Annotated in this window: 22 protein-coding genes; 8 read left to right on the top strand and 14 right to left on the bottom strand. The window is 36.8% G+C overall.

The window, feature by feature from the left end; genetic code table 11:
• Nucleotides 1-2 precede the first annotated feature (2 nt).
• The 9 genes from AABS66_RS00200 to AABS66_RS00240 form a co-directional block, all read right to left on the bottom strand.
• Entirely contained in the window at nt 3-1,031 is a 1,029-nt protein-coding gene (locus AABS66_RS00200) for a type II secretion system F family protein (RefSeq protein ID WP_430224417.1), read from the bottom strand.
• The gene (locus AABS66_RS00205) at nt 1,015-2,559 is read right to left on the bottom strand and encodes an ATPase, T2SS/T4P/T4SS family (RefSeq protein ID WP_430224418.1); all 1,545 of its coding nucleotides are present in this window, start codon (nt 2,557-2,559) and stop codon (nt 1,015-1,017) included. Before AABS66_RS00205 ends, AABS66_RS00200 begins: the two co-directional genes overlap by 17 nt.
• A gap of 1 nt (nt 2,560) precedes the next feature.
• Nucleotides 2,561-3,076, bottom strand: a complete 516-nt coding sequence (locus tag AABS66_RS00210; RefSeq protein WP_430224419.1) for a hypothetical protein — start codon at nt 3,074-3,076, stop codon at nt 2,561-2,563.
• Nucleotides 3,064-3,882 (bottom strand): hypothetical protein, encoded by an 819-nt coding sequence (locus AABS66_RS00215; RefSeq protein ID WP_206086037.1) that lies wholly within the window; start codon nt 3,880-3,882, stop codon nt 3,064-3,066. Before AABS66_RS00215 ends, AABS66_RS00210 begins: the two co-directional genes overlap by 13 nt.
• Before the next feature lie 10 nt (nt 3,883-3,892).
• Nucleotides 3,893-4,288, bottom strand: a complete 396-nt coding sequence (locus AABS66_RS00220) for a hypothetical protein (RefSeq protein ID WP_430224420.1) — start codon at nt 4,286-4,288, stop codon at nt 3,893-3,895.
• A 149-nt stretch (nt 4,289-4,437) separates the two neighbouring features.
• Nucleotides 4,438-5,910 (bottom strand): type II and III secretion system protein, encoded by a 1,473-nt coding sequence (locus tag AABS66_RS00225; RefSeq protein WP_430224421.1) that lies wholly within the window; start codon nt 5,908-5,910, stop codon nt 4,438-4,440.
• A 15-nt stretch (nt 5,911-5,925) separates the two neighbouring features.
• Complete coding sequence (locus AABS66_RS00230) at nt 5,926-6,375, bottom strand: TcpQ domain-containing protein (protein ID WP_206086034.1); 450 nt, start codon at nt 6,373-6,375, stop codon at nt 5,926-5,928.
• Between the two features lie 29 nt (nt 6,376-6,404).
• A complete protein-coding gene (locus AABS66_RS00235; RefSeq protein WP_206086033.1) occupies nt 6,405-8,015 on the bottom strand; it encodes a type II secretion system protein in 1,611 nt (536 codons plus the stop codon).
• Nucleotides 8,016-8,078: 63 nt separating this feature from the next.
• Nucleotides 8,079-8,801, bottom strand: a complete 723-nt coding sequence (locus AABS66_RS00240) for a type IV pilus major pilin (protein WP_206086032.1) — start codon at nt 8,799-8,801, stop codon at nt 8,079-8,081.
• Between the two features lie 576 nt (nt 8,802-9,377).
• Between AABS66_RS00240 and AABS66_RS00245 the strand changes: the two genes are divergently transcribed.
• Nucleotides 9,378-9,629 carry a hypothetical protein gene (locus tag AABS66_RS00245; protein ID WP_206086031.1) on the top strand — a complete coding sequence of 84 codons (252 nt, stop codon included), beginning with the start codon at nt 9,378-9,380 and terminating at the stop codon, nt 9,627-9,629.
• Between the two features lie 109 nt (nt 9,630-9,738).
• Here the strand turns inward: AABS66_RS00245 and AABS66_RS00250 are convergent, their stop codons facing one another.
• Nucleotides 9,739-10,002: a DUF3811 domain-containing protein gene (locus AABS66_RS00250; RefSeq protein ID WP_206086030.1), complete on the bottom strand. Its 264-nt coding sequence runs from the start codon at nt 10,000-10,002 to the stop codon at nt 9,739-9,741.
• Nucleotides 10,003-10,188: 186 nt separating this feature from the next.
• On the opposite strand from AABS66_RS00250, the gene mnmH reads away from it, so the two are divergent.
• Entirely contained in the window at nt 10,189-11,277 is a 1,089-nt protein-coding gene (gene mnmH, locus AABS66_RS00255; protein ID WP_206086201.1) for a tRNA 2-selenouridine(34) synthase MnmH, read from the top strand.
• A gap of 45 nt (nt 11,278-11,322) precedes the next feature.
• On the opposite strand, the gene AABS66_RS00260 is transcribed toward mnmH, so the two are convergent.
• Nucleotides 11,323-11,988: an ArsR/SmtB family transcription factor gene (locus AABS66_RS00260; RefSeq protein WP_206086029.1), complete on the bottom strand. Its 666-nt coding sequence runs from the start codon at nt 11,986-11,988 to the stop codon at nt 11,323-11,325.
• Nucleotides 11,989-12,181: 193 nt separating this feature from the next.
• On the opposite strand from AABS66_RS00260, the gene AABS66_RS00265 reads away from it, so the two are divergent.
• The 6 genes from AABS66_RS00265 (at nt 12,182) to AABS66_RS00290 (ending at nt 17,321) form a co-directional block, all read left to right on the top strand.
• Nucleotides 12,182-12,538 (top strand): DsrE/DsrF/TusD sulfur relay family protein, encoded by a 357-nt coding sequence (locus tag AABS66_RS00265; protein ID WP_272573596.1) that lies wholly within the window; start codon nt 12,182-12,184, stop codon nt 12,536-12,538.
• 19 nt (nt 12,539-12,557) lie between these two features.
• Nucleotides 12,558-13,688 carry a cysteine desulfurase family protein gene (locus AABS66_RS00270; protein WP_430224422.1) on the top strand — a complete coding sequence of 377 codons (1,131 nt, stop codon included), beginning with the start codon at nt 12,558-12,560 and terminating at the stop codon, nt 13,686-13,688.
• Between the two features lie 18 nt (nt 13,689-13,706).
• Complete coding sequence (locus AABS66_RS00275) at nt 13,707-14,903, top strand: MFS transporter (protein WP_206086026.1); 1,197 nt, start codon at nt 13,707-13,709, stop codon at nt 14,901-14,903.
• A 270-nt stretch (nt 14,904-15,173) separates the two neighbouring features.
• Entirely contained in the window at nt 15,174-15,923 is a 750-nt protein-coding gene (gene modA / locus AABS66_RS00280; RefSeq protein ID WP_430224423.1) for a molybdate ABC transporter substrate-binding protein, read from the top strand.
• A gap of 8 nt (nt 15,924-15,931) precedes the next feature.
• Complete coding sequence (locus tag AABS66_RS00285; RefSeq protein WP_430224424.1) at nt 15,932-16,720, top strand: ABC transporter permease; 789 nt, start codon at nt 15,932-15,934, stop codon at nt 16,718-16,720.
• Nucleotides 16,707-17,321, top strand: coding sequence for an ATP-binding cassette domain-containing protein (locus tag AABS66_RS00290; RefSeq protein ID WP_272573601.1), 615 nt, complete (start codon nt 16,707-16,709; stop codon nt 17,319-17,321). The genes AABS66_RS00285 and AABS66_RS00290 overlap by 14 nt, the downstream gene beginning before the upstream one ends.
• 252 nt (nt 17,322-17,573) lie before the next feature.
• Here AABS66_RS00290 and AABS66_RS00295 read toward each other — a convergent pair whose 3' ends face one another.
• From AABS66_RS00295 to AABS66_RS00305, 3 genes are all read right to left on the bottom strand, one after another.
• Entirely contained in the window at nt 17,574-18,218 is a 645-nt protein-coding gene (locus AABS66_RS00295; protein WP_272538415.1) for a LysE family transporter, read from the bottom strand.
• A gap of 117 nt (nt 18,219-18,335) precedes the next feature.
• Nucleotides 18,336-18,794, bottom strand: coding sequence for a YaiI/YqxD family protein (locus tag AABS66_RS00300; RefSeq protein ID WP_206086021.1), 459 nt, complete (start codon nt 18,792-18,794; stop codon nt 18,336-18,338).
• A gap of 169 nt (nt 18,795-18,963) precedes the next feature.
• Entirely contained in the window at nt 18,964-19,455 is a 492-nt protein-coding gene (locus tag AABS66_RS00305) for a GNAT family N-acetyltransferase (protein WP_206086020.1), read from the bottom strand.
• Between the last annotated feature and the right edge of the window lie 21 nt (nt 19,456-19,476).

Below are 19,476 nucleotides of genomic sequence, written 5' to 3' on the forward strand. Positions count from 1 at the left end.
CATTACATTTGTGACATTTTCGATAGTTGGTCGGATAAAGAAAATAAAGCAATAAATACCCAAATGACGCAACCGCCTAATATCAACGTTGAAAATGACTTTAATAACGCTGCTAATTTATCCATTTTCTCATTAATATTTATTTTAGATTTTTCTGATACTGATGTTAAAACCTCATGAAATGACGGCAGTGCAGAATATAAGCTAATATTCAAAAGTTCATGAACATTCAACAACCCAGTATTAAGTGCATCACCATAGTTCATACCTTTTGACATATTAATTTGCATAATTTTAATGTGGCTTTGTAACCAGAGATTTGCATTTAAACTTAATATTGTTAAAGCATCGTTAATTGGTATTTTATTTTTAAGCATGCCAGATAAACTGTTTAATACGATAGAGGCATTTAATTGTTTGAATGTCGAAAATGGAATAACTTTGTCAATAAAACGGTCACGCATTAAACCTGTTAAGTTTGCCATAATGAGACGAATAACGATGATGCTTATTACTAAAAAAATAAGCATATATATCCATAACCCTTCATATAATGCTAGTCCGAAGTTATACAGCGAACTAGTCACTCCTGGCCAACGGCTCACAGGTAAAACCTTTTCAAAAGCAGGGAAAACCTTTAGTGAATACCCCGTAATCACAACTAATGACAAAACAAACATAATCATAGGAAAAGTTATTGATTTAATCACCTTGGCCATTAATTGATCTTTATATTTAATCACATCAATAATGCTGGTGAAACCATTTGCTAATGCCCCACTTTTTTCTGCCGAATAAATTAAACTAAGTTCATTTTTGGGCACCATACCATCAAAAACAGAAGCGATAGATTCCTTATTAGCCATTTTATCTAAAAGGAAATTCAATTTTTTCACAAATCCTTTTCCAATAATTGAACCTCCTTCTTTTTTAAGTTTTATGATTGAATCATATATTGGAAGGTTAGAATTAATCATATCTGCACAAAACTGATATAAGTATAATCGTTGAGACTTAGTGAATTTTTTCAAATATCACCTCCAGATCATCAGGGGGAATAACACCAAACTCATGAGTAAACCAGTGATAACAAACTTTATTTTCAATCACGAGTAACATCGTTTTTTCTTTTATTTGAAACCCTTCACCAATTCCCTCACCTATAAAGCGCTTTTTCCGCCAATGAACATAGGCTTCTAGCCAATTATTTTGAGCAATTGCTGACAGTTCATCGATTGAAGGTCGCATATATTCAACCACTAACTTTCTCCCGCTAATTCCTATATTTTTGCAATGTTTACACCCGTCACGATTGATAATAGAAATGTCTTTTTGAAACTTACCCAAGATAACGGTCTCTGTTTTTTTACAATGGGGACATAAAAGAGGCATTAGCTTCTGACACTGTAAACCAGCAATAAAACCAGGTGTGGAGAGTTTGTCACCTGCTATTCCTAATGCAGATAATCTTTGTAATAACGTCACAATGCTTCCCGCATGGACTGTAGTGAAGCAGTAATGTCCGCTTTCAACTGCGCCAGATAACGCATTAGCAGAAATTTTGTCGCGAATTTCTCCTATCATTAAAACGTCTGGGTCACGGCGAAGTGCAGACTTTATCGCCGAATGAAACCCTCCTCCATCGACATCCAATACTGAACTCTGTTTAGTGCCATAGATATAATATTCAACTGGATCTTCAACAGTTAAAAAACAACCTTTATTATTGAAGCGGTTAATTTGCAGCCACTCCATGACTGTTTTAAGTGTTGTTGATTTTCCAGATCCTGTTGTACCTGCGATAAAATATGCACCATAAGGATTGCTTAAAATCGTTTTAATATCGTCAATTTCTATTGGCGACAACCCTGTATTTTCGAGTCTCGGATTTGGATTAGTATCGATGGATGCGGGGATTATTCGTAAAACGCAGTGATAACAGTCACTCGATTCACCAAATATAGGAAAATGTGCATACCTAAAGCGGTATTTTTTACCTTGTAAATCATAAAGAATATTCGCACTTTGTGGCTGCTGACGATTCCACGTTGTTTCTTTCGTTGTGGCTTCAACGTTATACAAGACAAAAACTAACTCATCACAACTTGTTGATGTCATTTGTGAATAGAGAATTAAAGAACCATTAACTCTAAATTCAATTTTTGAAATCACATCTCCTCGTGTAATATGCAAATCACTCGCCCCTGTATCTACCGCTATTTGTAATAAACTTTCAAGTTCCTTTTGAACATGACTCGTTTCAAGTAAAATACTGTTACTTGTTGCCCGCGTTGCGCTTTCAATTATTTGATAATACTGGGCTTCACTACTTAACATAAACCCGTTAATTGCCTTTTTATATACAGATATTGCATAATGCAAATCCATATAAGCAGCAGCCAGGTGGTTAATTTTCAACTTATTAACAATCAGATATTTTTTATTATTATAATCAACTGTAATTAAATCTTTTTCTAATAAATTTAATTGACATTTCTCTAAAGCTTTTACGCCATTTTCTATATTATTCAAATAAATAAAATCAACTGGTAGATTCATTTCATTCAATAACTCTATATTGTTGATTTTTTAGAACAACACGATAACGCGTCCCATTCATTTTAAATGGTGTATTTTCTGTAGTAAACGTGACTTGTTTATTTTCAGGATTAATGACACCAATTTTTTTTACCCCCGCAATATGAGAAATCATAATTACCTTTGGCCTTTCAGCGGGTTTAATCGGGGCATCCATTAATTCATTGATTTTCTGTTCATAAGCTTCATTTTCAGACTCATTCACAATAGTTCTTTCTTGAACCATTGGCTCATTAAGTAGCTCATTAACCTCTTTAAGTTCTTTTTTTAGCTTCGCTAATGTGATTTGATTTTCTATATTCAGCTTTTCAGATTCAAACTTCAGGTTGTTTTGCATTAAATCGATGATGTTTTTCTGTTCGATAGAAAGTTCAGCAGTTTCAGGCGCCACTGCATCTACGCTTTCATTCTGCTCTTCTGCAAAAGCATTTTGACTGCCTATCATAACGATAAATAATGGAAGAATTATTTTGTGCATGTAAAAACTCCTGTTACTTTAATATTGTTGCTATCTAATTTTTCGATAGACTTAAAAGTATAAAAATTGATATACGGTTGTCTTTCAAGTATTTTTTTAATTTTCAATGGGTTTTCAGGAAGTATTAACTCGAATTTTGAAAATAGCAGATGGTGACTATCTACATAATCTGAGTATTTCTGTTCTAAACTAGCTACTGATGATGATGGAAGCTCAATAAATGTTATTTTCTCATGAGAATTATTTTTAGATGAATTAAATGCATAAATATAATTGATATAATCATTACATAAAGGAGTCTTACCGTACACATGATTAATGATATTTTCTATAACTAGACCATTCGTGTAGCTTATGTTTAAATTAGAGAATCCAATGCTATCAGGACTGATTGTTCCATCATATTTTTCATTAAAAAATATTTTTTCTTGAGCACTAAAGATAGCGCCTTGTTTTAATTTATAGAGAAAATCGCAACTTTCCGTATTACAATTAAATGAATCCTCAGAAAAACCACTAAGTGTAAACGCGTAACGGCTCACCATAATTTGCTCAAGTATGGTTATTAAGTCATTAATTTGGTATCCCTGTGATTGACTAATATAGTAATCAGATATTTTTTTCTTTTCACTAATAGCTAATTGTTGCCTTTGGTACTCTCGGTTTTCTTCATCAACCTTTTTTTGATATATATAGTAAGTACCGATGGAAATAATGATAAAAACAACAATCACTACTAGAGAAATCAACATGCTTTTAGATTTCAATAACCCATGTTCACGCCATCCAGAAAGAATATCTTTCATATTAATATCCTTAATATAGAAATAAAATAAAAACGACCATAGTAAATAAAAAAATAGACATTGATATTAATATGTATAATTTAAATGAATTTATACGATATTTTTCTTCCTGACCTTTGTACTCTTCATAAATGGCATTAAATATTTCATTATTGAACACAGTAACATTCAATGAAGCATATTCAGAGCTGTCTTTTTGATTTAATATGTATGTCAGCATGCTTTCAGTAATAATGGTATCCGAAGGTGAAATAATACAATCATCTTTTATACAAATTAAATAATAGTTTGTTACGTCATTTTCAATTACGGGTGCATAAAAAAAGCCATCACCATATAATTCCTTTATATACAAAGCTAAAATTTCGTAAACTCTAACATGCCGAGGGAATAAAACTTCCTTCATACCGTTTTGTGTTTGATAACGTATTTTTTTATATTTTTTCTTTGTTGACTCTAACCAGAAGCGATGCCGATGTTCATTAATCTGAGAAGAGTCAACCCATATACCATTAATCGCTAGTTTCTTTTTAGCAATTCATTTAATGTCATAATTTACTCATTAACTGAAAAATAATTATCTATACCAACAATCATGATCACAGTAGAATTAGTATCTTCCCCATTTAATATCCCTGAGAAAATACCAGCTTGTTGCATATCGGAATCACTATCTTCATCATATTTGCCAACAATCAGTAAATCACCAGGTTTAATAGTTGAAGTATTAAACATTTCTGTTGTTGTAAAATTCGGTAATTGAACGCCATCAAATTTATCAATACTGATTAAATTCTTACGCGTAAAGCCACTAGCCACTTCGATTTTTCCATCAGATAGTGCTCTAGGCGTAATGATAAAACTACTCCCCGTTACGATCTGGTCCGTTGTTAATTGGCTTTCTGTGATATCCATACTGGCATTTTTGGTACTGGTTACACCTGAAACATAATGATGTGTTTTTGTTAGGTTCAATGGTATTGGCATGTTATTACGAGTAATAAAAGAGCCACTTTGTAATATTTTGCTTCCCGTTAACTTATATACGGCATCTAATTGACTGGCTAAACGGAATTTTGCATCCTCCCCGCCATGGAAGTTAGAATTTGCGTTTAATTTTCCAGTAAGTTTTGTCAATAAATGCTGATTAAAACCAATTTGAGTCCCTCCATTATTATAAGAAAACCCTAATTCAGCTTCGAGATTTTTTGATTTTCCTTTATCAATAATATAAATTTTATAGCTCACAACAAACTGACGGTTATTTGCTTGTTTGTATTGCTCTAGCACTTTACTTACGTGCTCATATTCCGACTGGCGGCCAACAAACGTCAATATTGAAGAATCTTGGAAGATATTATAAATGCCTGATGAAATATATTTATCCATCATATCTTTTACATCGTCCCAAAATGAGGATTTAAACGATGTTGTCGATTTACCTTTTAATCCGCTAGAAGAAGCAGCCTCATTATTTGAGATATCTAAACTAGCCTCATAATTATTATCTTTACCATAGTAATCAAGGCTAATAGCATAATTTGTATACAAATTAACTTCGAGTAAATTATTTTTCTTTAGCTGTATATTTACATCATATAAATTGGACAGATAACTAATAAACTCTTTTAAATCACCATTAAAGTTAATCGTATAAACCGTACTCTTAAGTATTTCCTCGCCAGATACTTGACTTTCAATTTCACCAGGCGTGTTTGCATCAATTTTATACGTAATTTCCATTTGCTCGCCAAGCATTTCCATTACCGTATAGATATTAACTGGCGAATAAGAAGTTAATGAAATTTCTCTGTCCAAGACTTTTTTTTGTTGGCGATCGTAATCAACCTCTTTTCCCAAATAAGGTGAATCTAATGACATAAATGCACTTTGCTTACTATCATTGATATCTTGCAATCCTGTCACACGGTCGAACAACTCTTTTTCATCATATTTTTCTTCAAAAAAGCTGTTGCATCCTTGAATAAAAAAAGGAATTAGTAAAAAAATCATTTTATTTAGTTTCATTACTGTTTCTACTTATTAGTTATCTATAACAAGAACATTATTTTTTTCATAAAATTTAAGGTAAAACCCTGCTTTTTGGTAAGACAATTGCTTACCTAGTTTTTCCATAACTTCAATTTTATTCTTACCATCAATTTTTATTTCATTAAAAACGACAATATCTTTTGGGCTGTTCCAAATAAAATCAATTCCATTAAACCGAGCCCAATCCTCAACACTTTGGCTGAGAAGCTCATTCTTTTTCAATACTAACTCACTAAGAGCATCAATTTTATTTTCTGTACCTACTAATTTTTTTTCACTGTTTATTTCTGTATTAAACTGTCCGTTAATTTGGGGCTGGTTAGCTATTGCTTTTATTTCTTTCATAGGCTTTAAATTAATCCACTCTTGCACTTCTATATCTGTATTTGCAAAGCTGCTTAACGTAAAACCACATAACACAATCAAATAATTATATTTCATATTGCTTGTACCTTTTAATCAAATACTGTTTAGTAATCACCTTTAGTTGAGCTACACCATTCAACCGACATGATGGATAACGATTTTGGGTTAACATATGTTTTTGATTCCGCCAGTGCTGGATTATTTACCCCTAAAGAGGCGCTAATCACCCAAACACGTTTACCATCAATAAAACCAAGGCGGGGTTGTAAAACAACGCCTGCAGCTAACCCCACATTCGTGATTTTATTTTTTCGCGTGCTATATTCCTTACTAAGATCAATATCTAACTTTTTATCATTTTGGTATACAACAGGCATCATCGATGAAACGGCGACAGTAAGCCTTGGCCACAATTTAACATTTTGCACTACTGGGCATACTATACGTGGGATAATGATTTTACCGTCTTCTTTTTGGTCATCTCCAACATAGTCTTCTTCCTTAATCATTTTTTCATCATTTCCCGTAAAATTATGATAGTTAACCTCTGGCACAGTACGATATTCCTTTATTAATTTATTACCCTCATAATGACTATCCTCGATAATAACGTTCGCTACTAACGTACCTGCAATTTCATTTCCTCTAATATCCGTTTCTGTTAAAATAAAGTTACTTTCAGGAAGATATTGTGCTTCTGTAATTGGAAATTTTTGGTCTTGTCCTTTTAATGCTAAGCATGTCGCTTTTGTTTTATTTTCCCTGTCCCAGCAAAGAGTCGGTGATTTTTCTTCGTTATCTGTTTTACCACTCGTCAATACTAACGTATTTTCATCTTTAGCTTTTAAACATGGGCCATATTGATTGGTTTTGGTGTTCCAACATAACTTGTCGGCATTCACCGAGCCGTCAGCCCTTAAAAACTTCCCTGCCTTAACATTAAAACTAAGTCTTAATCCATAATCAAAGCTCGAGCTTTTGACTAATTCAGCATGGGATGCCAAATTACCAAACTGAAGATTCTCATTATCTACCTTAATGAGTTCCCAACCAGTACTAGCTATAGAGCGATTTCTTTTAACAAAACTTGCCTGTGTTAAATATAAAAATTTATTTTTAAACGCCTCACTAAAATTGCCATAGAAGGACTCAATATATAAACCCTGCTTATCCTCAATTGGGTGATATAAAATAATAAAATCTACGCGTTCAATTGTTTTTTTTACTTCATCGCCAACAAGATCAACTCTTTCAATAGAAAACTCAGGATGTTCAACAAGTAATGCATCCAATGTGCATTTTAAAAATTCTTTTTTTAATGAAATTCCTAACAAGCTTCCTTTACATGTTTCATCAATAAACAAATTTCTATCGCTGTTCTCCCCCGTCCCCCAATTAAAATGTTTACCATCCGTCGTGATTGCATCTTCAATTTTATAATTACTCGTTCGCTTACTGTAAGCTATGTTTTTTTGTTCTTTTTGAAATAAAGGATTACGAATAAAATTGTTATCTTTTTTTTCCAGTTCATCATTATTAATAAAATCAATAAACCGATAAATTTCATCAACAATAGCATCTGAAATATGTTGCCTGTGGTTATTTTCAATTTGATTAATCATAAAGCGACTCAACGGAATCATAATCACACCAATAATTCCAAGAACGACAATAACTTCAAATAATGAATAACCAGCTATTCTATTATTTTTCATATTTATTCTCTTGAACCTCCCTAATTATAGGGAGGTTCTTTAGCAAGTTATTACTGCTTATTATTAACGGCTACCTAAAATAACCGAGTTTCCAGGGCTGTCGGTACATACACCAGCAACTTTATCTGGTGTAATATTGAGATTACCCTTCGCATTTAATGTACGTAATATACTCGCTGATGGCTCAACAGACATATCAACAGCTTCTGCTACACTATATGCACCCGCTGCCGCTACACCTACAGCAACATAATCCCACTGATTACCCACTTGGGAAATAATATTACGACACTGATCTTGATTTAACCCATTAATCTCAATCACAAAACCTTTAAGACCCGTATCAACTTGTGTTGTCGCTGTTTTTGCACCACCAATATTCAGGAAGTCATTCGAAATGCTATTACGCGCTTCATCGATAGATAACTTACCTAATTGAACAAGGCGTGCAATCGGCTCTTTAGATTTTGCAGTATCTTTAATACTATCGACATTATAACCACTCGCTGCACCTGTTGAAATTGGGTATCCCGCAGCCCGCTGATATGCATCTTTCATAGCAACTCTCACTGTATTGGTATTGCTGACGACATCAGAAATAGCACGGCTGTCAAATGCACGCTGTGCTAATACCACAACACCCGCTGCAATTGTCCCAATAATACCTAATACAATGATAATCTCTAATAGAGTCATCCCTCTTTGTTTTTTAGCTTCGTGATGTTTACGTGATTTTTTTAGTAATTCCATTTTTAAGCTCTGTGTCTGCTGATAGACTTTAAACATAGGTATTCCTCAAGAATTTAATCAAATTTAATTTGATAATTTATAAAATAATATTACAGGCAAAAACTATATTAATTAAACCAATAACTACGCTTACTAATTAAGTTCCTTATAACTTCCCTTCATTACAATAATTATTAGTTTAAATTATTTATCAGTCAATATAGTTTTATTCAAAAAAATATTTAGTCGGTAAATCAATTGTGAAAAACATTAACTTAATCTTAATATTACATACACCGACCATATGCCTATCATATATTTTAAATAATAGAGTTGTATGCATATAAAGTATTATTAGGATTATTCCTAATGTTATTTAAGCCAAAAGAAACATTCTCTTACATTATTTATTTAAATACGATCATTATAAATATATACAAATAAGTAATATTAATATATTTTACTCTGTATTCGGCTAAATACACTTATTTTAGGTAATTAATATATTGCAAGTTCACTAAATTAGTTTAACACAATGACATGTATTTTAGCCGAACTACTACTTTTACTAGATGATATAGCTATAGCCTCAATAACCTGTGTGGCAGATAGCATTGATATGAGATTAATAATATGACATATTCTAAATTAATTTTTTCAAGTACATCTTTTACCTCTAATCATGAATCCACGCTGAATCAAAAAACAGAAAAACCGATGAAACCTGACTTAAAAAAAGCTAAGTTAATACAAGTCCCAATGATATATATAGATGCTTTTGAAAACATAAAAAATGAAGGTTATACCTCACTATCCTTCTCCTCTTATCTTATTGAAGCATTGAAGGAGAAAATTATTTGCGATGTTTCACGGCTTGATTCGTGACCTATATTAGTATTTAGTATCTAATAAAAGAATCGCGTACTTCATATTTAATGAAATACGCGATTCTTTTATACTAACAATTAAAAAATATATTACTCATTCATTTAATTTAGCGATAACCCCGTCGATGATTACTCGAAGACCAACTGTATGTTGTATCGCTTGGAACTAGTTTATCTTTTTTCTGTTGCGCTCGAATTTTTCTAGTTTCTTTATCAACTTCTTTAGAAATTTCCGCAATAATTTCTTTTTTGACTTTCGTTTGCTCAGAATTGGTTAATTCACGTTCTAATTTCTTACGTTCTTGTGCAAGTCGTGTTCGCACTCGGTTTTTTTGTGTCTCTGTCATTTCCTGGATAGTTAACATTTTCATCGTACAGCCCCTTACTCATGTTCAAATTCCGATTTACAATATAACACTATTCGCAACACCATAATATGAAAAACAACAATCGTTATACCTTAATAGGCCTTTTTTGATTCAGTGATAGCTGTAAAAATACGGAATTAGGCGTATAGTATTCGGTATTGCTACTTGGATAAGCGTATTTTTACTATTATGGAATTAATCCCTTCACTGCAAAATATTCACCAGATACTTGTTTCTGATACCCCCATTATTGACGTCCGTGCTCCCATTGAGTTTCAACAAGGTGCAATGCCTGCCGCGGTAAATCTCCCACTAATGAATGATGAAGAACGCGCTGCTGTTGGTACTTGCTACAAACAGTATGGGTCACATAAAGCGGTTGAGCTTGGTCATCAATTAGTGAGTGGTGAAACCAAAGCCAACCGTATCACTGCATGGCAAACGGCTTGCCAACAATATCCAAGTGGTTTTATTTGTTGTGCTCGCGGTGGTATGCGTTCACATATTGTACAAGCATGGCTTAAAGAGAATGGCATAGACTACCCTCTAATTAATGGCGGTTATAAAAAACTTCGTCAAACCACTATTGATGCCATTAATGAGTTATCCCTACGCCCGACTATTTTAATCGGTGGATGCACAGGAAATGGTAAAACAACTCTGGTTCATAACCAACCAGATGGGATTGATTTAGAAGGTATTGCCCATCACCGCGGCTCGTCTTTCGGTCGCACTTTGCAAGCACAATTTTCCCAAGCGACTTTTGAAAATCATCTTGCTGTCGATATGCTCAAAAAGTCTTCAAATCATACGCGTTGGGTACTTGAAGATGAAGGGCGAGCAATTGGTGCAAATAGCCTGCCTATATCATTACGTTCTCAAATGGAAACAGCGGCTATCGCTGTTATTGATGACCCTTTTGAATTACGTCTTGAACGCCTTAAAAATGAATATTTTGACCGGATGACACATGATTTCCTTGGTGCATACGGTGAAGAGAAAGGCTGGCAATTTTACAGTGAGTATTTACATCATGGCCTGTTTGCAATTCGAAAGCGATTGGGCTCTCAACGGGCTGCTGAATTAACGGCGTTATTAGATACTGCATTAATTCACCAGCAAGTGACGGGCGAAACCCAATCACATTTTTCTTGGCTTTGCCCATTACTACATGAATATTATGACCCAATGTATCGTTATCAATTAAGCCAGAAACAAGAGAGAATTGTTTTTCAAGGTACATATCAAGAAGTTGAACAGTGGCTAAACCTCCGTTAATAGACGTTAAAAGCCCACGCTGTGGGCCTTTTCTCATTTAAAAGTTTAAGCATTTTCTATTTGCAGGCCTGCTGCTTTCCATTCAGGGAAACCTTCCTCAAGCCGCCTAATTTTAAATCCTTGGGCTGTAAGTAATTCAATGGCGTCAAGTGATAACAAACAATACGGGCCACGGCAATACGCCACAATTTCCATTTCTTTAGGGAGTTGGGACAACTGCTCTGCAAGCTTCTCCACACTAATATTTAGTGCACCAGGTAGATGACCTTGGTTAAATTCGCGTTCAGGACGAACATCTAATAAAGTGACACTGCCATCCGTTAATTGAGCCAGCAAATCCTCACGAGAAATTGGTGTTAGTTTGTCTCTTGCTTCAAAATAATCTGCCATGATTTGCTTAATTTCAGCATTGTTTTGCTTACCAACAATGCCTAAAGCATTAAGGAGTTCTATCACCGAATCTTGGTTCACAATTGAGTAATAAACATGTTTTCCTTTACGTTCCGTTTCAACTAACCTCGCACGACGTAATGTTTGTAAATGACGGGAAGCGTTGGCAAATTCAATACCACAAAGTGTAGCAAGTTCCTCAACACTTCTTTTTCCTTGTGCTAAATACTCTAAAAGTTCTAATCGGCTTGGATGGCTGATACTTTGCGCTATTTCTGCCAAATTGGCATAAATACGCTGTTTAGGGTCGATATTGGCCATATTTTCCTCCGAAAATCCCACTTCTTTTCGCCTGTCATGCTCATCTGCATTGAATTGTACCTTATCTTATCGCTTTCCCCTACACCGCAAATTTCCGTTTAACATATTGACATAGGCAACTTTACGATCAATCATTATCGATATTAATTGAATGTTTCGATTGTTACTATAATCTAAATACAGGTAAAATACCATGAAAGCCTTAATAATATTAAACCGTGAACCCTACGATGGAACCGATGTCACATGGAATGCTTTGCGTTTAGCAAAACAGTTATTATCAGATGGATGTGAAATCCGCATTTTTTTAATGAATGACTCAGTGGATCTTGCCCGTGATATCTGCAAACCACCGACAGACTACGACCAAGATCTTAGCCAAAATTTAAAAGACTTAATCACCCAAGGTGCTTCTGTCAAAGTGTGTGGTACTTGCCAAGCTCGCTGCGGTATTTATAAAAATGAGCCTTATTTTGTAGGGGTGCAGAAAGCAACCATGCAAGATCTCTCTACTTGGGTCATGACTAGTGATAAGTTATTAACATTCTAATTACTTAATTGGGTTAACTATGCCATCTCTCTATTTTGATTTTAATGCAAGCACACCGATTCACCCTGAAGTTCAAGCCTCAATGCAGCCGCTATTGAATTCACTGTATGGCAACCCTTCAAGCCAGCATTGGGCTAGCGATAATGCAAAATCGCGTTTGGAACATGCCCGTGCACAAGTTGCATCGTTAATAGGTGCACATACCGATGAAATTATTTTTACCAGTGGCGGAACTGAATCAAATAATCTCGCACTCAAAGGGCATTTTTTTAATCAGTTATCACGCCATCCTAATCCACATATAATTACGCAAATCACTGAACATCCATCAATTTTAAGCCCTCTCGCATTCCTTGAGAAATTAGGTGCAACAGTCACTTATCTTCCTGTTGATCAATTTGGTCGTGTGTCGCCGCTAGATGTGAGTAATGCAATCACGCCTAACACGACATTCATTAGTATTATGCACGCCAACAATGAAACAGGTACTATCCAACCCATTGAAGAAATTGGTTATATTGCTAAACAAAACAACATTTGCTTTCACACTGATGCGGCACAATCCATTGGAAAAGTCACAATCGATGTTAATCAGCTGAATGTAGATTTGTTAAGTATTGCTGGACATAAAGTCTATGCCCCGAAAGGGATTGGTGCTTTATATGTACGCCGCGGCACGATGTTAGAACCCATTAACCACGGTGCTGGGCATGAAAATGGCCTTCGTGCTGGTACAGAAAGCTTGTTACTTGCCACGGCGCTTGGCCTTGCATGCGAAATTGCACAAACACAAAATAAAAACGCTGACATAAGACAATTACGCGACAATTTTTGGCAGCAACTTGTTGACCTTTATGGTGACCAGGTTTTACTAAACGGCCATGAAAACCACCGTTTGCCAAACACATTAAATGTGGGTTTCAAACACCAACAAGGCGCTGATCTTCTAGGTAAATTATCGGGTGTTGCTGCGTCGACAGGGTCTGCCTGCCACGAAGGTCAAGCCACCCTTTCACCTGTGCTCTCGGCGATGAACGTTGACTCTAGTTATGGTCTTGGTGCTATCCGCTTTAGTCTTGGCCTTGGCGTAACCCAACAAGACATAAACTTGGTAATTCAAAAGCTCAAACATATTCTGCCCTCTAATTAATTTCTAAGGCCATATTTTATGCACCCCAAAAAAATGTACCAACAAGTGTGGCTGCTAGCGAGTGCCCAAGCATTATTTCAAATTGTCTCTGTCATGGTGATGACCATCGGAGCCCTTGCGGGAGCCCAGATGGCTTCATCTCCAACATTAGCTACATTACCCATTGCAGGTATGTTTTTGGGAACGGCCACGATGATGTTTCCCGCGTCTCTTTGGATGGCCAAAATTGGGCGACGAAATGGTTTTTTGGTCGGTGCACTCTTAGGGATAATAGGTGGGCTAATTGCAGCATATGGAATAGTCATCCAATCATTATATGTTCTTAGCTTTGGAACGATTTTAATTGGTGGTTACCAAGCTTTTGCGCAATTTTATCGATTTGCAGCCAGTGAAGTAGCCGATAATTTGTATCGCCCAAAAGCAATTTCGTTAGTGATGACTGGTGGCGTAGTCGCTGCGCTTTTAGGGCCTTTACTCGCCCGTTCTGGCGCCAGCTTTTTTGATGCACAATATTTAGGTACCTTTCTATTATTAGCGGTAATTTCCCTCGGTGCTATCGCCGTTTTATGCAAATTAGATATCCCAATGGCTGAGCCAAAAACGGTGGCTCACGCCCCTATATCAACTCGCTCATGGAAAACCCTCGTTTTACAACCTACCTATTTGGTCGCAGTATTTATTGGGATGACCAGCTACGGCGTAATGGTACTTGCGATGACAGCAATGCCGATTGCAATGATGAGCCATCAGCATTCATTAGGTGCAACCACGACCGTAATGCAACTTCATGTATTAAGTATGTTTTTACCCTCTTTTATTACTGGTAGCCTTATCACGCGATTCGGTGTGCTTAAGATCATGTTTGCGGGTATTGCCATGTTTATTGGGCATATTCTATTTGCACTCTCAGGTGTTTCTTTTGCATCATTCGCTAGTGCATTGATTTTATTGGGAACTGGTTGGAATTTTATGTATATCAGTGGCACAGCTCTTTTGACTTCAACTTACACGCCAGAAGAAAAGGCTAAAGCGCAAGCAACTAATGACATGAGTATCTTTATGGTTAGCCTTGCCTGTTCGTTAGCTGCTGGCGGGCTATTAAATTACCTAGGTTGGCAAACCTTAAATATCATGTTGTTACCATGGTTAGCGTGTGCTGTTCTTGCCATTGTGTGGTTGATTTACATTCAACGTAAAACCGCACGCATTAATTAAATTCCTCTTGGCTTGTCAGCCTTCTACAGTTAGGTGTTAGAAGAGCGCTAATTTTAGCTTCCACTCTCTCTATAACAGGGAGTGTGAAACCCTTTCAAATTATCTCTCCAGCAAATCAGATTTGGCTTTAAGTTCATTCGACTGATAAGCCAACTCATCATTAAATTCTCAAATAGCTTAATGAATATCAAAACTTACGCAGTTGCGCCTTGCGTAATTTAACCTGATTCCTCATTATATGTTTTTTTATATAACGATAACGAGGTACTCATGCGCCGCCTATTACTCTCTTCTTTATTTATCTGCTTTACATTACCCCAAGCGATGGCTGCTCAGTTACACATGTACGCAGGAGCGGGATTGCGCCCACCGATTGAAAAAGTGGTCGAAAAATTCGAAAAAGAAACAGGCAATACTGTCACTGTTGAATATGGCGGTTCGGGGCAAATTTTGACGCGCTTTGAGTTAACTCAGCAAGGGGATTTGTTTTTCCCGGGATCTGAAGATTATGTTGAAAAACTGCAAGCCAAATCTTTAGCAACAGATGCATACCCTATCGTACGCCATATCCCAGTTGTTGCCGTACGAAAAGACAAAGCTCAAGGAATAGCCAGTATTGAAGATCTCGCCAAAAGTAATTTGCGGCTAGGTATGGGCGATCCGAAAGCTATCGCTTTAGGCCGCAGTGGTGAACTGTTACTTGATGCCAGCGGTTATGGCGACCAATTACGCGATAAAGTCATTGTTCGCGCCGCAACGATTAAGCACCTGTCCATGTATTTGCTAAATGGCGAAGTGGATGCCGCAATTATTGGCCGAGCTGATGCGATGAAGAACCGAGATAAACTGCTTGTGTTGCCATCCCCAGAAGGTAGCCCTGAAGAAATCGCCACTATTGCAGTACTAAGCACTAGCGCTGCGCCAAAAGAGGCTAAATTACTTGCTGAGTATTTTGCTGCGCCTGAAGGTATCAAAGCCTTTACAGATTATGGTTTTTTACCTGTTACCGCGAAAAAATAATTATCAATATGTACCCTATCATGAAGTGGGCACTTGTGCCCCTATTGCTCTTATTACTCTTGATTGTCGGATCATTGACGGCGCTGTTGTTTCAGCTCACTCCATCCCTACTTTCACAATTAATTGCTGAGCCTGAGTTTCATTTCGCGATTTTAATGTCCCTTGCTACATCCTTGACGTCATTATTTTTCGCATTCTTAATTGCCATTCCTGCGGCTTGGGTGATGACACGCAGCGAATTTTTCGGTAAACGTGCGGTAGATGCACTGTTTGACTTGCCCCTCGTCACTCCACCGTTAGTCATTGGGATAGGCTTATTGCTACTTTTGGGTAGCCAAGGGCCTTTTTCTGTGATTTTCCCAGAACTAAGCCGTTGGTTATTTTCCCCACTTGGCGTAATCATTGCGCAAACTTATGTGGCAAGCGCGGTGCTATATCGTTCTGCACAAGGGGCATTTGCCACTATTGACCCTGCTTTTGTCAGAACAGGGTTAAATTTGGGGTTATCTCCTGCAAAAACATTAATCTTGGTTGAGATCCCTCTTTGTTGGCAAGGGCTAATGAGTGGCGGCATATTGGCCTACTCACGGGCTTTGGGGGAATTCGGAGCCACCTTAATGTTGGCTGGCGCAACTCGCTTTAAAACAGAAACTTTGCCCATGGCAATTTATTTGAATATTGCCAGCGGTGATTTTTCACTCGCGCTCGGGTGTGCTCTAATTTTAATGGCATTAGCGGTTGTGCTGTTGCTAGCACTTCACTGTTTAAAAAGGCGGAAAACCCATGCTAAATCTTGAGAATATTCATGCAGGGATTTTAAAAGACGTGACACTGTCACTTAGAGAGGGATGCTGTACCGCGATTTGTGGCCCTTCTGGTAGCGGGAAAACCACGCTGCTCAATTGCATTGCAGGTTACCAACATTATCAAGGCGATATTTATTACCAAGGTAACATATTGAATAAATTGCCCATATGGCAGCGCCCCTGCCGTTATCTCAATCAGCGTTTGTATTTATTTCCGTGGTTGAACGTAATGAACAATCTCCGTTTAGCCCAGTACGCGGCTAAAATCCCCAGAGATAAGCAACACATTATCGCTTTGTTAGATAAGATGAATATTGCTCACTTGGCCAAGCGTTACCCCCATGAAATATCAGGAGGTGAACAACAACGGGTTGCACTTGCTCGCGCGATGATTTCATCGCCATCTTTGCTCTTATTAGATGAACCGTTTTCCAGCTTAGATTGGCAAACAAGAGAGCAACTTTGGTCGCAAGTGAATCAATTAAAACGCGATGGTGTCACTATTTTATTAGTCACTCATGAACCGAAAGAAGCGGCAGCGTTGGCGGAATACCACGTTGCCATAGAAAACGGCAATATACTCCAGAGTTAGCAAAAAGAGGCTTAAGCCTCTTTTTGTCTTTCTCGATTAGATAAAAACCACACCAACTAAATACAGCATCCCCATCACAAAACACACGGATGAGCTGACATACCAAAATAAATCACTATTTCCTGCAAAACACGCTTTTATCAATGGAAATAAAGCGGCTCGAAGTAAAATTAGCGCTTTGCCTTATTTAATTGCACTTGCAATGATTGCAAATGCAATTATCAGGCAAAGTCAAATGAAGCCTAATCCCCTCTACTTTTTAATGATTAGTTCTGTAACACCTTGATAGATAAGTCTTGTTGCTAATGTACCTAAAATCAACCCGACCACTTTCCCAACCACTTTATGAATACGGGAATAGCGCCGTCTAACAGATGAAAGAGAAAATGTTTGGCAGAGAATAATTCGCCATATCAATGAAGCCAACACGATCCCCAGCCAGATCACCAATTTTGCCCATAGCGGCGTTGAGGGGGAAATAGTGGTTGAGAAAATGCTCATGAAGAACAACACCGTTTGCGGGTTAGAAAGATCAGAAATTAAGCCACGGCGAAAATACACACCTTTAGGGAAGTATTCAGTCATATTCTCAGTGGATAAATTTAGTTGGGTTTTATTTTTAAAAACGCTAATCGCGTAATACAGTAAATATAATCCGCCAAGTATTTTAATTAACGAAAACAAAGCACCAAATTCAGACATTAAGGTCACAAGCCCAAATAATCCTAACCCTGAATAGATAGCGTTGCCTAAAACGACGCCATAACCGCAAGTGAGCCCTGCCTTTTTTCCTGAACTAAGTGTGGTTTGGACAACAATAAATAAATTGGCACCAGGATTAAAAAACGTCAGTATAAATAAAAATAGAGTGATAATAATGCTATGTAACGGATCCATAATTTTGTCTTCGAAAATTTAGGGTTTTCTATTATAGACACGAAATTATTATCAACTCTATTTTAAAATACAGATTTACTGCGCAAAATCAGGGTATTTAGTCGATATCAAATATGATTAGCTTAACGATTTTTTTCGTTGCAATAACCATTTATCTAATTCATTTGCAAATTGTTGGCGATCCCGTTGATTTAAGCTTGCAGGGCCGCCGGTTTGTACACCACTTGCCCGCATCGTATCCATAAAATCACGAATATTCAGGCGTTCGCGAATAGTCGCCTCGCTGTAACGCTCACCCCGAGGGTTCAATGCAGCAGCCCCCTTTTCCATCACTTCGGCAGCAAGGGGAATATCCGCAGTAATCACTAAATCCCCTTTTTGGGCACGGTGAACGATTTCATTATCTGCGACATCAAAGCCCGCAGGAACTTGTAAGGTTTTTAAAAAACGAGATGGCGGAACCGACAAGCGTTGGTTGGCAACAAATGTAATTTGCACATTTTCTCTGTCAGCTGCGCGATATAAAACTTCTTTGATAACCTTAGGACACGCATCCGCATCAACCCATATTTCCATTATTTTATCCAAAACTTAGCGGTATATTATGGAGATATCATAACACGATAACGGCAAGAAACAGTACTGAAGTGATTTTGGTAGGGTTTAATTTAAAGTTACATCAACCAAGCTTATCACTGATAATATTAACAATTAATCTGAAATAAACTTGGTTTTCATTTGATAGCTAAAGCACCATGACCATTTCATGCCATGTCATTCCACCGTGATCTGACTCAGAAGGTTTGACATATTGGTAGCCAAAATGCTTGTACAGATCCACATGACGTTCTTTGCACATTAGATGAATAGTTTCTTTGTTATTTTTTCGCATTAATGCAATAAATTCGGTCATCAACATGGATGAATAGCCCTTTCCTTGATGGTTTGGGTGAACCACAACAGACATAATGACCACATTCGGAGCCTGTGCATCATGGCCGATAAGCTCTTTAAATTCTTCATCAGACATCACCACATCCCACGCGCAGCCTGCATTTATGAAGCCAACGATTTCGCCAGCCACTTCCATGCATAAAAAACCTTGAGGATACTGTGTTATACGTGTTGCGATTTTTTCTTTTGTCGCTGCCTCGTCGCCTTCATACGATTCAATTTCAATCGCGAAACACGTATCGACATCACCAAGTGTTGCTTGCCTAAATATTGGTTTGTGCATTTTATAACCTCTTATTGTTTA

Origin of the sequence: Providencia sp. SP181 (assembly GCF_050446505.1) — a bacterium.
GTDB classification, from domain to species: Bacteria; Pseudomonadota; Gammaproteobacteria; order Enterobacterales; family Enterobacteriaceae; genus Providencia; species Providencia vermicola.

Bases quoted from the DNA above. Each gene is read 5' to 3' on its own strand.
- AABS66_RS00210 (WP_430224419.1), bottom strand. From the start codon at position 3,076: ATGCACAAAATAATTCTTCCATTATTTATCGTTATGATAGGCAGTCAA.
- mnmH (WP_206086201.1), top strand. From the start codon at position 10,189: ATGGAATTAATCCCTTCACTGCAAAATATTCACCAGATACTTGTTTCT.
- AABS66_RS00245 (WP_206086031.1), top strand. From the start codon at position 9,378: ATGACATATTCTAAATTAATTTTTTCAAGTACATCTTTTACCTCTAAT.
- AABS66_RS00220 (WP_430224420.1), bottom strand. From the start codon at position 4,288: ATGAAGGAAGTTTTATTCCCTCGGCATGTTAGAGTTTACGAAATTTTA.
- AABS66_RS00265 (WP_272573596.1), top strand. From the start codon at position 12,182: ATGAAAGCCTTAATAATATTAAACCGTGAACCCTACGATGGAACCGAT.
- AABS66_RS00250 (WP_206086030.1), bottom strand. From the start codon at position 10,002: ATGAAAATGTTAACTATCCAGGAAATGACAGAGACACAAAAAAACCGA.
- modA (WP_430224423.1), top strand. From the start codon at position 15,174: ATGCGCCGCCTATTACTCTCTTCTTTATTTATCTGCTTTACATTACCC.
- AABS66_RS00225 (WP_430224421.1), bottom strand. From the start codon at position 5,910: ATGAAACTAAATAAAATGATTTTTTTACTAATTCCTTTTTTTATTCAA.
- AABS66_RS00230 (WP_206086034.1), bottom strand. From the start codon at position 6,375: ATGAAATATAATTATTTGATTGTGTTATGTGGTTTTACGTTAAGCAGC.
- AABS66_RS00295 (WP_272538415.1), bottom strand. From the start codon at position 18,218: ATGGATCCGTTACATAGCATTATTATCACTCTATTTTTATTTATACTG.
- AABS66_RS00240 (WP_206086032.1), bottom strand. From the start codon at position 8,801: ATGTTTAAAGTCTATCAGCAGACACAGAGCTTAAAAATGGAATTACTA.
- AABS66_RS00205 (WP_430224418.1), bottom strand. From the start codon at position 2,559: ATGAATCTACCAGTTGATTTTATTTATTTGAATAATATAGAAAATGGC.
- AABS66_RS00235 (WP_206086033.1), bottom strand. From the start codon at position 8,015: ATGAAAAATAATAGAATAGCTGGTTATTCATTATTTGAAGTTATTGTC.
- AABS66_RS00275 (WP_206086026.1), top strand. From the start codon at position 13,707: ATGCACCCCAAAAAAATGTACCAACAAGTGTGGCTGCTAGCGAGTGCC.
- AABS66_RS00270 (WP_430224422.1), top strand. From the start codon at position 12,558: ATGCCATCTCTCTATTTTGATTTTAATGCAAGCACACCGATTCACCCT.
- AABS66_RS00300 (WP_206086021.1), bottom strand. From the start codon at position 18,794: ATGGAAATATGGGTTGATGCGGATGCGTGTCCTAAGGTTATCAAAGAA.
- AABS66_RS00305 (WP_206086020.1), bottom strand. From the start codon at position 19,455: ATGCACAAACCAATATTTAGGCAAGCAACACTTGGTGATGTCGATACG.
- AABS66_RS00285 (WP_430224424.1), top strand. From the start codon at position 15,932: ATGTACCCTATCATGAAGTGGGCACTTGTGCCCCTATTGCTCTTATTA.
- AABS66_RS00290 (WP_272573601.1), top strand. From the start codon at position 16,707: ATGCTAAATCTTGAGAATATTCATGCAGGGATTTTAAAAGACGTGACA.
- AABS66_RS00215 (WP_206086037.1), bottom strand. From the start codon at position 3,882: ATGAAAGATATTCTTTCTGGATGGCGTGAACATGGGTTATTGAAATCT.
- AABS66_RS00260 (WP_206086029.1), bottom strand. From the start codon at position 11,988: ATGGCCAATATCGACCCTAAACAGCGTATTTATGCCAATTTGGCAGAA.